Genomic DNA, 14,164 nt, shown 5'->3' with positions numbered 1-14,164 from the left:
TGTTTTCATGATTATCTTACAAACGAGACGCTGGTGCGGTGTTGTATTTAAGTATTGATGTTGTTTACAAAGTGCAAGCGGACGCTTGAACTATTTTTAAGGTGCAAGTTACAGATCAGTGATTATCCCAAACATCAGTGTTATCCGCGTTCAATCAGAATGTAATTATTCAAGCAGAATCAAATCACGAAATCTTCATAAAAATTGGATATATTTCCAACCTTTTGAAGAATCCTGTTATCACTAAAACTAATTATGGCTAAGAAGAAAACAGACGAAGTAAATTTTGCCCCGCGGGGGATTGGAGATGAAAAAGACGGTGCCGTCCAAAAAGGCGTAGACCTTCCATCCCCGACTAAAAAGAAACACAAATCCCTTGGCTTGAGCGAAGACAACCTCAAGGCCATGTATGAGCAAATGTATCTTCAGCGACGATTTGAAGAGCGTGCCATGCAGCAGTATCAGAAAGGAAAATTTGGTGGATTTCTTCACCTGTACATAGGTCAGGAAGCCATCTCTACCGGAACGGTTTATGCGCTGAATGATGACGACGATATTATAACAGCCTATCGTGATCACGGCTGGGGACTGTGCCGGGGAATCACTCCTAAAGAAGGCATGGCAGAACTATTCGGTAAAGCTGCAGGATGCTCCAAAGGAAAAGGCGGATCCATGCACTTTGCCAAAACAGAAAATCACTTTTGGGGTGGCTACGGAATTGTAGGTGGTCATATCCCAATTGGTGGCGGACTTGCATTCGCCAACAAGTACAATCAGAATGGGCGTATTTCTGCGACCTTTTTTGGGGATGGTGCTGTAGATCAAGGGGCGCTGCACGAGACTTTTAATATTGCCAATCTGTGGAAGCTGCCGGCCATTTTTGCGGTAGAGAATAACGGGTACTCCATGGGTACTGCGGCCCGCCGTCATACAGTTACTGAAATTGTGGACCGGGCCAAAGCCTACGGAATGAAAGCGAAAGTGGTAAATGGCATGGATGTATTTTCTGTGTATGAAGCCATGAAAGAGGTTGCTGAAGAAGTACGCGAGACTTCAGAGCCTTATTTCCTTGAAATTCGAACGTATCGCTACCGCGGACATTCCATGTCGGATCCACAGAAGTACCGAACCAAGGAAGAGCTGGAAGAATATCAAAAGGTGGATCCCATCGAGCGTTTGAAGACGTACCTGAAGGATGAAAAAATTCTGAGTGATGATGAGATTCAGGAAATAGAGGACAAAGTGGAAGACGAGGTATTGGAAGCTGTTGATTTTGCGGACAATGCCGATTTCCCGGAAGAGTCTGAACTCTACGACGACATGTTTGCTGAAGACGATCCTTATTTCCACAAATAATTTTAAAAACTGACTACATAAAGTAATGGCTGAATTACAATTTAGAGAAGCAATAAAAGAGGCAATTGACGAGGAAATGGCCCGTGAAGAGAAAGTCTTCATTATGGGTGAGGAAGTTGCCGAATACAACGGAGCCTACAAAGCTACCGAAGGACTTTTAGATAAATACGGCTACAAAAGGGTTATCGATACTCCTATCTCAGAGCTTGGTTTTGCGGGGATTGGAGTGGGCGCGGCAATGAACGGCCTTCGCCCGATTGTGGAGTTCATGACCTTTAACTTCGCAGTGCTTGCTGCTGACCAAATCATAAACCATGCTTCCAAAGCAGGGTATATGACGGGTGGGCAGATTTCCATGCCGATTGTATTCCGTGGTCCTAACGCCTCTGCCGGTCAGTTAGGTGCAACACACTCTGTGGCTTACGATTCAATGTACGCCCACTTCCCGGGGTTGAAAGTTATTTATACTTCCGAGCCGGGTGATGCCAAGGGGCTGCTTAAATCTGCGATCCGTGATGACAATCCGGTATTGTTCATGGAATCAGAGCAGATGTATGGACTGAAGGGAGAAGTTTCTGATGAAGACGACTTCACCATTCCCATTGGAAAAGGAAAAATTAAGCGAGAAGGAAGCGATGTGACGGTTGTGGCTCACGGAAAGATGTATCACGTAGCCAAACAGGCAGCCGCCCAGCTTGAGAAAGACGGAGTGGAAGTAGAAATCATAGATCCGCGTACCGTTAAACCACTCGATCTGCCTTTGATTATTGAATCCATCAAAAAAACCAACCGATGTGTGGTTGTGGATGAAGCCCATCCGTTTGCTGGATTTGCAGCCGAAATTGGTTTCTTGATTCAGCGCGAGGCATTTGATTATTTAGACGCTCCGGTTCAGCGTGTTACCCTGCCGGATGTGAATGCTCCGTTCTCCAAGCCTTTGTTTGATGCGTGGCTGCCGGATGCGAAGCAGGTTATTGAGGCAGTGAATCAGGTTACTTACAGGAATTAGGCAAAAGTAAAAAGTGAAAGATGAAAAGTGGATACAACTTACTTTTCACCTTTCCCTTTTGCCTTTTTACTTTTACACCCATTACATTGAATTAAGCTTAAATACGAATAACAACTCACTCAACAGTTTAGATTAGAAGAATTATGGCGATTAAGATTGAAATGCCGAAGCTCAGCGATACCATGGAAGAAGGGGTGATCGCCTCGTGGAATGTAAGCGAAGGAGATAAAGTACAGGCCGGCGATATTATTGCTGAAGTAGAAACCGACAAAGCCACCATGGAAGTGGAAGCCTTTGATGAAGGTACCGTTCTCAAAATTCTGGTTGGTGAAGGCGATGCCGTTCCACTGGGTGGACTGATGGCTGTTCTGGGTGAGGAAGGAGAAGACATTTCAGACATCCTTGACGGTGCAGGAAGTGATTCTTCATCTTCCAAAGAGGAGGTAAAAGAAACGGCCTCTGAAGAGAAAAAAGAAACTACATCGGAAAGTTCATCCGGTTTGACTTCGCCAAAATCTGAGCCTGCAACAGACTCAACTTCCGATAACGGAAGAATTAAGGCATCTCCTTTGGCCCGGAATATGGCTGAAGACCGGGGAATTGATTTAGGCAGAGTGGATGGTTCCGGTCCCGGTGGCAGAATTATCAAGGCTGATATTGAGAACTTTAAAGAATCTGCACAGCCTGCTGCTGCATCCGCATCGGCTCCATCATTCAAGAGCCTTGAAAGCCGTGAAGTGAAGGTATCTCAAATGAGAAAAACCATTGCCCGCCGCTTGTCCGAAAGCAAGTTCAGCAACCCGCATTTCTACGAGACTATCGACATTGATATGAAGGCAGCAATGGCTGCTCGTTCATCCATGAATGAAGCAAATGAAGTTAAAATCAGCTTCAATGATATTGTGGTTAAAGCTTGCTCAATTGCTCTTACACGTCACCAGGCGGTAAACAGCTCATGGCATGGCGATGTAATCAAAGAACACGGTGATGTTCACGTAGCCGTTGCCGTAGCTATTGATGAAGGATTGATGACTCCGGTTATCCGTCATACCGACCAAAAAGGTCTGGCACAAATTTCATCAGAAACCAAAGAACTGGCCGGACTGGCACGCGAACGTAAGCTACAGCCTGAGCAAATGGAAGGCAGTACCTTCACCATCAGTAATTTGGGCATGTTTGGGATTGAGGAATTCACCGCAATCATCAACCCGCCAAATGCCTGTATTTTAGCTGTGGGTGCTATCCGTGATGTACCTGTGGTTGAAAATGGAGAAGTAGTTCCCGGTAAGCGTATGAAAGTGACACTTTCCAGTGATCACCGAATTGTGGATGGAGCTAAAGCAGCGGAATTCCTGAATACAGTGAAGAATCTGTTGGAGAATCCACTCTCCATGCTGCTGTAAGTAAGTTTTAAATTTTATATTTAGAAGAGAAAGCCTTGGTCGTGAGATCAAGGCTTTTTTGTTTTCGCTCTATCCGGGAATTACATTTTTATACAAACTTGTCAGAAATTATTCCGTAATTCGGTTCAACCCTTAACCAAACCGATTTACGATGAAGCACTTTTTACTTTTAATAGCTGCAGCCCTTCTGTTTACTGTCCCTGAATCAGTGAATGCCCAAACCCAAGATGTGAAAGATGTCCGGGCGACCATTGAACAACTTTTTGATGGAATGAGAGCAAGTGACAGCGCAATGGTGGCCGATGCTTTCACTAAAGATGCAATTATGAAGAGGGTGGCAACTAATCAGGAAGGAGAGGTGATGGTGAACACCGGCAATCTCGACTCATTTTTAAATGCTATCGGTTCCCCAAAAGAACAGGTATGGGACGAACGAATTGGCAGCTACGATATTAATATTGACGGAAACCTTGCAACGGTATGGACGCCTTTCGAATTTTATATAGGAGATAAGTTCTCGCACTGCGGGGTGAATTCATTTCAGCTCGTGAAGAAAGAAGGGGACTGGAAAATATTCTTTATTGTTGATACCAGCCGTCAGTCAAATTGTGTAGAATCATAATAGCTGTCAGATTCTAAGATCTGAAAGCTGACGCCTGAACACTTTAAAAAAAACATCATGAAAAAACTATATACCATACTACTCATAGTACTGTTTGGAGTGCAATTTGCTGTTGCACAGGTAAGTGAAGAGCAGCGCGCTAAAGATGTGGAAAGCATCGATAACCTTGTGGTAGCTCTGTATGCATCTATTTCCGGGGAGAAGGGGGAACCCAGAGACTGGGACCGTTTCAGGAATTTAGTGATTCCGGAGGCAAGACTTATTCCCACCGGAAGAAATCAGCAGGGTAAAAACGTATACCAGGTGATGACGCCTGAAGAATTCATCGAAAATACGGACCCTTATTTTGTGGAGAATGGATTTTATGAATATGAAATCCATCGGGAAGAGCACCATTATGGGCGAGTAGTGCACCTGTTTAGCACCTACGGATCTAAGCGCAGTGAGTCGGATGCTGAGCCTTTTAACAAAGGTATAAACAGCATTCAGCTTTTTGATGACGGAGATCGCTGGTGGGTGGTTACTATTTATTGGGCGCACGAATCGGAGTTCAATCCCATCCCCGAAAAGTACAGCGGTATGTAATCAGGCTTCATGAGATTTGAGAAGCCGGTCGATAAGTTCGGCTTTCTCCGGGTCCACATATTTACCGTACGACATGATAAGCGTGCCTTTAACGCCGCTGTCAGATTCGATAGCATAAACGGTGGATTCGCTGCCGGGATCGGTTCCCTGATCAAATTTGTGGGTTTCATTAATGGAGAGATCATCGGTGGAGTATTCTACATCCAGTTCTTTACAGGTAATGCAGTCGTTTCCAAGTTCAAAGGTATGATCAAATCCTTTTTCTTTCAGTGATTCTACCGCGTCGGCTAAATCGTTGTACATATCCGGATTAGTTGTTCATATTCATTCTTTCAACAAGCTTAACCCAAAGAATGTTTCGAAGTGGAAATCTTAATTAACCTGATTTCGAGATAAGGAAAGCCTCAAACCGTAAACTCACCAGGTTATGAGATCCATCTGACGGGTTGCCCGTCTGATGGATGGCCCGAATGAGCCTGATAATCTAAATCACAACGGTCAGACGGACTTTAAGTCGTCAGACCGACACTCAAAGCTTGCTAATAGAATTATTATGTTGAAGAACTCAAGCAAAGCATAAGTACGTTACTTTTCGACTCATTATTAATCGAACTCATACTCACCGGTTGTTCATAAAATCGTAGCAGTAACGGGCAATATCAGCGGAGGCTTCGAGTACCGCCTCTCGATCAGGGGCATTTTTTGAGAGGAAAACGAGAACGAATGCATCTCCATCCGGCATGTAGATTATACCCGAGTCGTGATGAACATTGGTAATCCATCCGGTTTTATGCGCTATCGGTGTGTCTTCAGGAAGCTTTACTGGGAACATGTCGTTATACTTTTGCTGCTTCAGTATGGAAAGTATCTCTTGCTTAGATTCTTTCGTCAGTAAGTCTCCTTTGGCAAGCTCCTCAAACATAATTCGAAGATCTTTTGGGGTGGTCGTGTTGCTCAAGCCAGCCTCATAGGCTTTGATATCTTCAACCCCGCGAAGAACTTCAATACTGTCGGCCCCGATTTCACGCATGGCGGCGGTCACTTTTTTAGCATCCAGAAAATCGATTAAAATGTTGGTGGCAAGATTACTGCTTCGGGTAATCATTTCATATGCGAGATGATAGAGGGAAGTTTTTTTACCCAAAAGGGAGTACAAATCCTGCTCGCTGTCTTCCGAAACAGACATCGTGAAAGTGGAACTATCAACAATGCTTACAAATTCATTTTGCACGGTGATTGAATCTTGTACCGAGAACCGTCCTTGCTCAGCCTGGCGGTACAACTCCATAATAACCGGTGTTTTCATGGTACTTGCGGCATGAAAGCGTTCATCTTCATTGATGCTAATCACAAAATCAGGATCCTGAAGACTTTTAAAGGATATCCCGAAGGTACCTTCAATTTCAGAAACCCTTGAGTTAATGAGGTTTTCCAGTTCGGGGAGGGTTTCAGGATGTTGAGGGGAGGAACAGGAAATGAGGAAACAAAAAAGCAGTAAGAAAGACAGAGATCGCATTTTAGGCGTTTATTTTTAATGATAAGGAGGTAGATACAGAATGTTCGGATATAAAAAAAGCCGCTTGTGTAAGCGGCTTTTGTAAAAACTTAGAGCTGTAAAAAATCAGTCTTTGTTTTTGATGTCCTGAATCTCAAGACGGATCTCCTGAGCTAATTTTTTTAATTCCTGAAGGCCCTTACGCGCACGTGTACCCGCTGCTTTGTTGCCCTTGTCGTAGAATTTTTCCATTTCTACTGTGGTTTCTTCTACGAGATTTTTGATTTCTTCAACTCTACTCATTATGTAGCTCCGTTAAATTATTAATTAGTTAAAATTTTCTGTTTTCAGAAAGTGCGTTGAAGCTATTCAATCGGGGATATTGAGTCAAATTAAAAAGTGCTTTTTTAGTATAAATTTTAAACTTTTTTCGTGTCACTCGATTTTTGTCACTTTATTCAGTGATGGCCAGTTGGTAAAATCAGTAGCGGTGGTCAGTTTTACAGGATAATCAAAATTCCGAAACTCATCGGGAAGGGTGGTTTCTGCGAATCCGGCCGGTAAATTGCCCCATGAGAGCTTTTCTTTGGATTCTGAAATCAGGATTTCATCTTTCTCGTTTTTTGAAAACAAAAGGATATCTGCATTATTCAGTTCAATGGATAAAGACCGGCTGAATTGAGGTAATGGAACATGCTGAGGACCTCCGTTTTGCTCTACAAGACTTGAAATCAACAAATTGGGGGCTGCATGATGAGCATCTAATGCTTTCTTGTTCAGGCTGATTGCATCTTCCTGTTTGGTGATTAATCCCTTTTGAAATCCATGAATACCTATAGTGGGAATTCCCTGGTCTGCAAATAATCCCACCAGCCGTTTGTTGAGGTCTTTAATGGCTCTGAGCCGGGCGTCCTCTCTCATCATGCCTGTTTGTATGAGCCGGTCGGTGTAGGGGCTGTCACCATGTACTACGAGCCCCTTACGGTCGCCAAGCTTGGCCAGCGACTTGGCAAAAGCCGTCAGGAAAACAGAATTCTCCAAATGTTCGTGGTCGAGTACAGCGATAAAGTTTATGGACATATATGCGATTGATTATAAAAGCTTGAAATTAGCTATTCATTCTGTTGATGACTAACCTATTTCATCTGATTTCCATTTACGGACTGCCGTTATTTCTTGAGAGCAGAAGACTTGAAGCTAAAGGGTAGAAGGTCGAGGGAAAGGTGCTCCGACTGTGTTCCATCAGAATGATGAAGAACGATGTCATGATAGGGAAGCAGCTCGGAGATTACCTGGCGGCAGGCCCCACATGGACTGCTGATTTCTCCCTTTCGGGTGTGCACTTCCAGACGGGTAAACTCGGTACGTCCTGCAGCAAAAGCCTTGGAAATAGCTACTCTTTCTGCGCAGATGCCGTGTGTCCATGCACTTACTTCCACGTTCACGCCTTCGAAATATCCATCTTCTGTAAATAAAATCGCAGAAACCGGGAAGTCGGAGTTGGGAGTAACGGCATTGTCCAGCAGTGTTTTTAATCTGGGCAGTACTTCAAAATCTTTTTTTGAGGGATGGAAGAGATCTTCCAGTTTATCCTGTGATGGGTTGTTGGTTTCTATGACTTCCAGCTCAAACTCTTTGCCCCAGTAATCCAGCTGTTCAGATGAAGGATCTTCAGTATAGATTTTAGCAGGAATCTCACCTTCACTAAGGCAGATGGCACAAGCAGCCTGGGCTGCCGGAATAGTGAGTGGGTATGAAATATTCTCAATTCTCACCCCGGCGTAACATTTCCCGGATTTGCTTTCTACCACACATGCGTGTTTGTTCGAAGAGTAGGGTACATAAGATTGTTCGTAAAGTGGATTCCAGCTCATACTAATTGGTTATTGCGGAAAAGGCTGCATCTGCAACTTTAGCCCTGATTTCACTAATTCGCTTTCCATACGACCGGTACGGAAATGTTCGATTGGTTAACAGAATAACGGCCATATTTTTCTCTCTGTCAATCCAAAGGCTGGTGCCCGTAAAGCCTAAATGACCAAAAGTATCCTCACCGGCAAGCATCCCCGCAGTTGAAAAACCGCCCGGACTTTTTCGGTCAAAACCTAAACCGCGCCCACTGTGCTCCGATTGTTTGGAGGTAAACTCGCGGATGGTTTCAGCTTTCAGATATCTTTTGCCGGAATACACGCCTTCATTCAGCAGCATGTTGCTGTATTTGGCCATGTCGATGGAAGATGAAAACAACCCGGCATGACCGGCCACGCCATCCATGAAGTAGGCGCGTTCGTCATGCACCCTGCCTCGTACTTTTCCGCGATCAAAAACGGTATCAATTTCAGTGGGTGATATTCTGGGTACCAGCCAGCGACTGGTTGAAGCCGGATTGAAAAAAGTGCTATACATATTCATCGGGAAATAAAATTCATTTCTCATGAACCGGTCGAGCCGGCTGCCGCTTACTTCATAAACAATTTCACCCAGAAGAATCATCCCCAAGTCACTGTACACATAATCAGAGCCGGGTTCGAAAACCAAAGGCTCATTCTTAATTGCCTCCACAATTTGGCTTCTTTCCGTAAGTGAATCCACATACACGCGGAAAGCCGGAAGTCCGCTTTGATGGAGCAGGAGGTCGCGGATGGTAATGTTCTTCTTCTTGTCAGTGTTGAATTCTTCAATGTAGTTGGCAATAGGGTCATCGAGGGTAAGTTCACCTTCATCAACCAGTTTCATAATAGCGGTTGTGGTAGCCATTACTTTCGTGATGGATGCCAAATCAAATACATCCGTATCTCTTACGGCCTCTGTTTTTTCGTAATCCTGGTAACCATATCCGCGATTGTAAGCCAGCACACCATCTTTTACTATACCAACTACGGCTCCCGGAAACACAGAATCTCTGATGGCCTGGTTAATAATTCGGTCCACTTCAAACAGCTTTTCATGATCCAGGTTAACTTCTTCCGGTTCCCCAAACCGCAGGGTGGTATGCTCCATTTCCAGTCCGGCTCCCAAGGGGTAAAGCCCTGGTATTTCGATGGGGAGCCTGGCACTGATTTTACTGGCTCCAAACAGGGCTGGAACCACACCATGAACCTGTTGGGATGAATGGTACCAGCCTAATACATGGGCATCGGTATCCTTTAAATCTGAAAGTACATATGGGTTTCCAAATGAAACCAGTACGGTGGGTTTCCGGCTTTTTACCAGGTTGTTCAGGAAATACTGCTGCTCGGAATTCAGGTGAACGGTTTGACCGTTTTTAAGGTGTAAAAATGAACCGATGATGATCAGGTCCACTTCACCGGCTTTATTCAAAATCCTTTTTTTATCCTGCTCACTCGTTCTTTCATCGTAGATATGGAAAGTAACATCGGGGTGATAGTCGCGGAGTTCTCTCACAAAGTCAGATCCCGTTCGGCCGGACCGGTCATCGGCAACCGAAACCACCATGATCTCCGGATATTCAGATGGGAGCAGAGGCAAGATATTATTCTCATTCTTCAGCAGCGTGATAGACTCCCGGGCAATGCGACGGGCTTCAGCTTCATGAAATGCCGTGTTTATCTTGGTATCCAGCTCATTGACATCTGCCTGGTTCTCCGAATCAAATAGTCCGTATTGCTGCTTCCAGAGCATCAGCTTGGCAAACGATTTGTTAATTCGCTCTTCAGTGATTTCACCATCTTCAACGGCTTGATGTACTTCGTTGATGGCGGTATAAACATCCGGGCTGATGAGCATAATGTCGGCACCGGCATTCAAAGCCTGTACAACAGCCCGCCCGGGTGAAAATTTGGAACTGATGCCTTTCATTTCCAGTCCATCGGTCACTACCATGCCATCAAACTTAAGAGAATCCATGAGCAAACTTCCCAGGATAACCGAATCGAGAGTGGCGGGGAGGAATTCAGTTGGGTTCAGGTTCGGAAAGGCGATATGAGCACTCATCACGCTTCCGATACCACCATCAATAGCAGCACGGAATGGGATCAATTCCAGGGAATCAAGGCGGTTGTAGTCATAATTGACAACGGGAAGGTCGCTGTGCGAATCAACATCGGTATCTCCATGGCCGGGAAAATGTTTGGCGGTGGCAACCAAGCGCTCACTTTGCACGCCTTGCATAAACGCAGTACCGAATTCAGATACAATCTGAGGATCTCCTGAAAAAGAGCGCACATTGATGACCGGGTTATCCGGATTGTTGTTTACATCCAGAACAGGAGCATAAATCTGGTGAACACCCAATGCCTTGGCTTCAATAGCGGTTATCTTTCCCATCATAAAGGCATTGCGCTTGTCGCCGGTGGCAGCAACGCCCATGGCAGGGGTGAACCGGGTTGTACCCGACACCCGCATCGCAGCTCCGAATTCCATATCCTGCGATACCCAAAGGGGGAATTTGGCCATCCGCTGCAATTTGTTGGTCATGATGGCCTGCCCGTATATATCACCGTGCATAAAGATGATGCCACCCACATGATGTTTTTGCACCATCTCTTCCAGCAGTTTATAATTACGGTCTTCCCGGTTTGTAAACTCACCTTCGGCCGGAATAAAAAAGAGCTGCCCGATTTTTTCTTTCAAAGTGGTATGTACAATCAGGGAGTCGAGATATTCTTCTGAAGATTTATCGATCGTTTTTTCGGGGAAGTTTTGAACGGTTTGCCCAAAAAGAAACTCGGACAAACTTTGGGCATTCCCTGCTGTAGTATTAATCAGAAGAAAACCGATCACGATAAAAAAAGCTGTGGAAAACCTGCTTTTCATAAAAACGATTTGTAGATGATTTTTGACCTAATTATGCTCTAAATGTACGTGTTAGTAACAGACTACGCCAACGCTTTATTTTTTAGCTTTTCAGAGGAAAACTTCCCAATGACCGTGCTATTACTACTTCTAAACTGAATTTTGGTTCACTTAAATTCCGATGGAATAAATTTTCTCTATGAATACACATTTTCACTTTATTTACAGCTTGAAAATGCTCATCATTGACTATGATAAGTGACGAGAAAAAAGAAGAAGTACGGGCAGCCGCAGATATCGTGGAGGTGGTTTCAGACTATGTAAAGCTGAAGCGGTCGGGCAGTGGATTTGTGGGGCTCTGTCCTTATCATGATGAAAAAACACCCTCCTTTAACGTCACTCCACGCCTTGAGATTTTTAAATGCTTTGGCTGTGGTGAATCAGGGGATGTATTTAAGTTTGTGATGGATCAGGAAGGGGTTGGCTTCAATGAGGCCGTTCGTCAGCTCGCCGAGCGGTACGGAGTCTTCATCCCCGAAGAAGATAACGAAGAGCCCAGCGAGAATACCCAGCTTCGGGAAGGTATTTACCATGCACTCAAGTTCGCGGGTGTGTTTTATTATCGAAACCTGATTGAGAACCCGGAAGCTGAAAAGGCTATCAAGTACCTTGAAAACCGGGGATATAACCGGGAAGTGTATAAAAAGTTCGGGCTGGGTTTTTCTCCATCGGGAGGAGAGGAACTATGGAAAGCAGCAAAGAATGCGGGCATTGACGAGAATTACTTAGTGGAAGCAGACCTGATTAAGCCAAGTAACCGCGGCAGTGGCTTTTACGATACTTTTCGTGGAAGACTGATGTTTCCCATATTCAACCCTACCGGAAAAGTAATTGCCTTTGCGGGACGGGTTCTGGGCAATGAAAAAACGGCGAAATACATCAACTCATCCCAAACCAAAGTCTATAACAAGAGCGAGGTTGTTTACGGGGTCAATTTTGCCAGGAATGAGATCCGCAAGAATAAAGAAGTGATTCTGGTGGAAGGCTACACGGATGTAATCACCCTTCATGAGCATGGCATCAAGAATGTGGTGGCCAGCAGTGGAACGTCGCTCACATCCGGACAAATGAAGATTTTGCATCGCTATGGTGAACGCATTGTCATGATTTATGACTCCGATGATGCGGGGCAAACGGCGATGAAGCGGGGTATCAATATCGCCCTGGCCGAGGGGATGGAAGTACAACTGCTGGAGCTGCCTGAAGATCAGGACCCTGATTCTTTTGTGAAGCAGTTCGGCAAGGAATCATTTGAAGAGCTGAAGAAAGAGGAATCCGGCGATTTTGTAGATTTTCTGTTGCTGAAGGCCGGTGAAGAAGGTCGACTCGAAAAGCCTACTGAAATACCCAAGGTGATCGCTGAGATACTGGAGTCGATTGCCAACATCAAAGATTCCATTCAGCGACAAGTGTACGTGCAGTACCTGCATCAGAAGATGCAGAAGTTCCAGAAGGTGAAGGAGAGCGATTTATACGAGCAGCTGGAGCGGGTGATGAACGACAAGCGCTGGGAAGAAAAGCGCTCACAGCGAAGGGAAGAAGCCCGACAGCGTTTTCAGGATGATCGTGTAACCCAGGATCAGGGAATGGACGGTGGGCCAATGGATGAACCTCCGCATCCATCCGGCGAGCCTTTTTCAGGAAGGCCTCAACCTCGCTCCAGGAAAAAACCTCACTTTGAGAAAGAGCTCATTCGTCTGATGATTACTTATGGACGCAGTATGGTGGAATACATTTGTTCGTTTACGAATTCCAAGCTCTTTGAGGATGATGAACTTCGGACGTTTTATGAGGATATCATTGAGCGATACAAAGAAGAAAAAGAGATTTCTGTAAATACCTATTCCGGTATGGATGACCCTTTCCCTCGTTTGGTGGGAGATGTTCTTTTGGAGCAGCATACGGCCAGTGATCGCCATGAAGAGAAAGTAGGACTGAAGTACGAGAAGGATAAGAATCCTTATAAAACTGCGAAAAGCTCAATCAGAGCGTCACAGATAAACTTTTACCGGCATAAACAAAATGAGCTGGCTGATAAAATCGCTGCCGCTAACGGAGAGGAAAAGCTGGAACTGATGGAGCGACAGAAAGATATTAAATCAAAACTTACCCGCCGGGAAACAACCGACCCTGATGACTTATACCCCGATCCGGATTCTGATATTGATCACCAGGTTAACGACAAGGTTTTTCAGTACAAGATGAAGGGGGAGGAGTGAGAGTGATAGGGTGATGAGTGATGAAGTGGGTCTAAGTTTCAACTATGCAGGTGGAATCCGATTTTCTTTTAAAGCATGAAGATCTCGGGCATTCGTTGCGAGATGAATACAAAAAATCACCACATCACCACACCCTGTAACTATTTTCTTCGTTGAACGTGATAAAAGATTGTTAACCCTCACCAAATCTATATTACCATGAGAAAGTCTGTACTGTTAAGTTCTGTTTTTGTGTTTGCTCTGCTGCTGGTAGGTATAAACGCCACCGAATATATTGCCAAGGAAGAAGAAGCTGTTAAGGAAGTAATTCTGAACGGCTATGCCCACGGGGCATTCAATGAATTAAATCCTGAAGCAATGGCGGAAACCTTTCATAAAGACTTTGCCATCTTTTCTGTAAATGGGGAAGAAATTGGCAGGTATCCAATCTCCAAATGGATTGAAAGCACAAAGAAACGAAAAGAAAGTACGGAATTCGATCCTGAGAATAACGTCTGGGAACCGGAATTCACAAACATCAGCGTGACCGGAAATGCTGCTTCTGTAGAACTGGAATTACATCATAAAGGGAAGCATGTATTTACGGACTACCTGTCTTTGCTGAAATTTGAAAGCGGTTGGAAAGTGGTCGCTAAAGTGTATCACAGGCATCAATAGGTG

General features: G+C 44.7%; 13 protein-coding genes. 7 read left to right on the top strand and 6 right to left on the bottom strand.

Translation table 11 applies throughout. The features are described 5' to 3' along the window. The first annotated feature begins 255 nt into the window (after positions 1-255). The 5 genes from pdhA to NM125_RS10655 all read left to right on the top strand — a co-directional run bounded on the left by pdhA (position 256) and on the right by NM125_RS10655 (position 4,975). Positions 256-1,356, top strand: a complete 1,101-nt coding sequence (gene pdhA / locus NM125_RS10675) for a pyruvate dehydrogenase (acetyl-transferring) E1 component subunit alpha (protein WP_255134912.1) — start codon at positions 256-258, stop codon at positions 1,354-1,356. A 25-nt stretch (positions 1,357-1,381) separates the two neighbouring features. After that, positions 1,382-2,365 carry a pyruvate dehydrogenase complex E1 component subunit beta gene (locus NM125_RS10670; RefSeq protein WP_255134911.1) on the top strand — a complete coding sequence of 328 codons (984 nt, stop codon included), beginning with the start codon at positions 1,382-1,384 and terminating at the stop codon, positions 2,363-2,365. Positions 2,366-2,508: 143 nt separating this feature from the next. Next, positions 2,509-3,768, top strand: coding sequence for a pyruvate dehydrogenase complex dihydrolipoamide acetyltransferase (locus NM125_RS10665; protein WP_255134910.1), 1,260 nt, complete (start codon positions 2,509-2,511; stop codon positions 3,766-3,768). Between the two features lie 151 nt (positions 3,769-3,919). Next, complete coding sequence (locus NM125_RS10660; protein ID WP_255134909.1) at positions 3,920-4,390, top strand: nuclear transport factor 2 family protein; 471 nt, start codon at positions 3,920-3,922, stop codon at positions 4,388-4,390. Positions 4,391-4,447: 57 nt separating this feature from the next. After that, entirely contained in the window at positions 4,448-4,975 is a 528-nt protein-coding gene (locus NM125_RS10655) for a hypothetical protein (protein WP_255134908.1), read from the top strand. Here the strand turns inward: NM125_RS10655 and NM125_RS10650 are convergent, their stop codons facing one another. From NM125_RS10650 to NM125_RS10625, 6 genes are all read right to left on the bottom strand, one after another. Then, the gene (locus NM125_RS10650; protein ID WP_255134907.1) at positions 4,976-5,278 is read right to left on the bottom strand and encodes a hypothetical protein; all 303 of its coding nucleotides are present in this window, start codon (positions 5,276-5,278) and stop codon (positions 4,976-4,978) included. It lies immediately after the preceding gene. Positions 5,279-5,594: 316 nt separating this feature from the next. Beyond that, positions 5,595-6,491 (bottom strand): serine hydrolase, encoded by an 897-nt coding sequence (locus NM125_RS10645; RefSeq protein WP_255134906.1) that lies wholly within the window; start codon positions 6,489-6,491, stop codon positions 5,595-5,597. A gap of 105 nt (positions 6,492-6,596) precedes the next feature. Beyond that, a complete protein-coding gene (locus NM125_RS10640) occupies positions 6,597-6,773 on the bottom strand; it encodes a histone H1 (protein WP_255134905.1) in 177 nt (58 codons plus the stop codon). Positions 6,774-6,905: 132 nt separating this feature from the next. Next, positions 6,906-7,550 (bottom strand): hypothetical protein, encoded by a 645-nt coding sequence (locus tag NM125_RS10635; RefSeq protein ID WP_255134904.1) that lies wholly within the window; start codon positions 7,548-7,550, stop codon positions 6,906-6,908. Positions 7,551-7,639: 89 nt separating this feature from the next. Then, positions 7,640-8,344, bottom strand: coding sequence for a cytidine deaminase (locus NM125_RS10630; RefSeq protein ID WP_255134903.1), 705 nt, complete (start codon positions 8,342-8,344; stop codon positions 7,640-7,642). Between the two features lies 1 nt (position 8,345). Next, positions 8,346-11,246: a serine hydrolase domain-containing protein gene (locus NM125_RS10625; RefSeq protein ID WP_255134901.1), complete on the bottom strand. Its 2,901-nt coding sequence runs from the start codon at positions 11,244-11,246 to the stop codon at positions 8,346-8,348. Between the two features lie 230 nt (positions 11,247-11,476). Between NM125_RS10625 and dnaG the strand changes: the two genes are divergently transcribed. Together dnaG and NM125_RS10615 are read left to right on the top strand one after the other, a co-directional pair. Continuing rightward, the gene (gene dnaG, locus NM125_RS10620) at positions 11,477-13,504 is read left to right on the top strand and encodes a DNA primase (protein WP_255134900.1); all 2,028 of its coding nucleotides are present in this window, start codon (positions 11,477-11,479) and stop codon (positions 13,502-13,504) included. 198 nt (positions 13,505-13,702) lie between these two features. After that, the gene (locus NM125_RS10615) at positions 13,703-14,161 is read left to right on the top strand and encodes a nuclear transport factor 2 family protein (protein WP_255134899.1); all 459 of its coding nucleotides are present in this window, start codon (positions 13,703-13,705) and stop codon (positions 14,159-14,161) included. The last annotated feature ends 3 nt before the right edge of the window (positions 14,162-14,164 follow it).

The sequence above is a fragment of the Gracilimonas sediminicola genome, from assembly GCF_024320785.1.
GTDB classification, from domain to species: Bacteria; Bacteroidota; Rhodothermia; order Balneolales; family Balneolaceae; genus Gracilimonas; species Gracilimonas sediminicola.
Note: the sequence above shows the minus strand (reverse complement) of the source record. Positions and strands in the feature narration are given on the sequence as shown.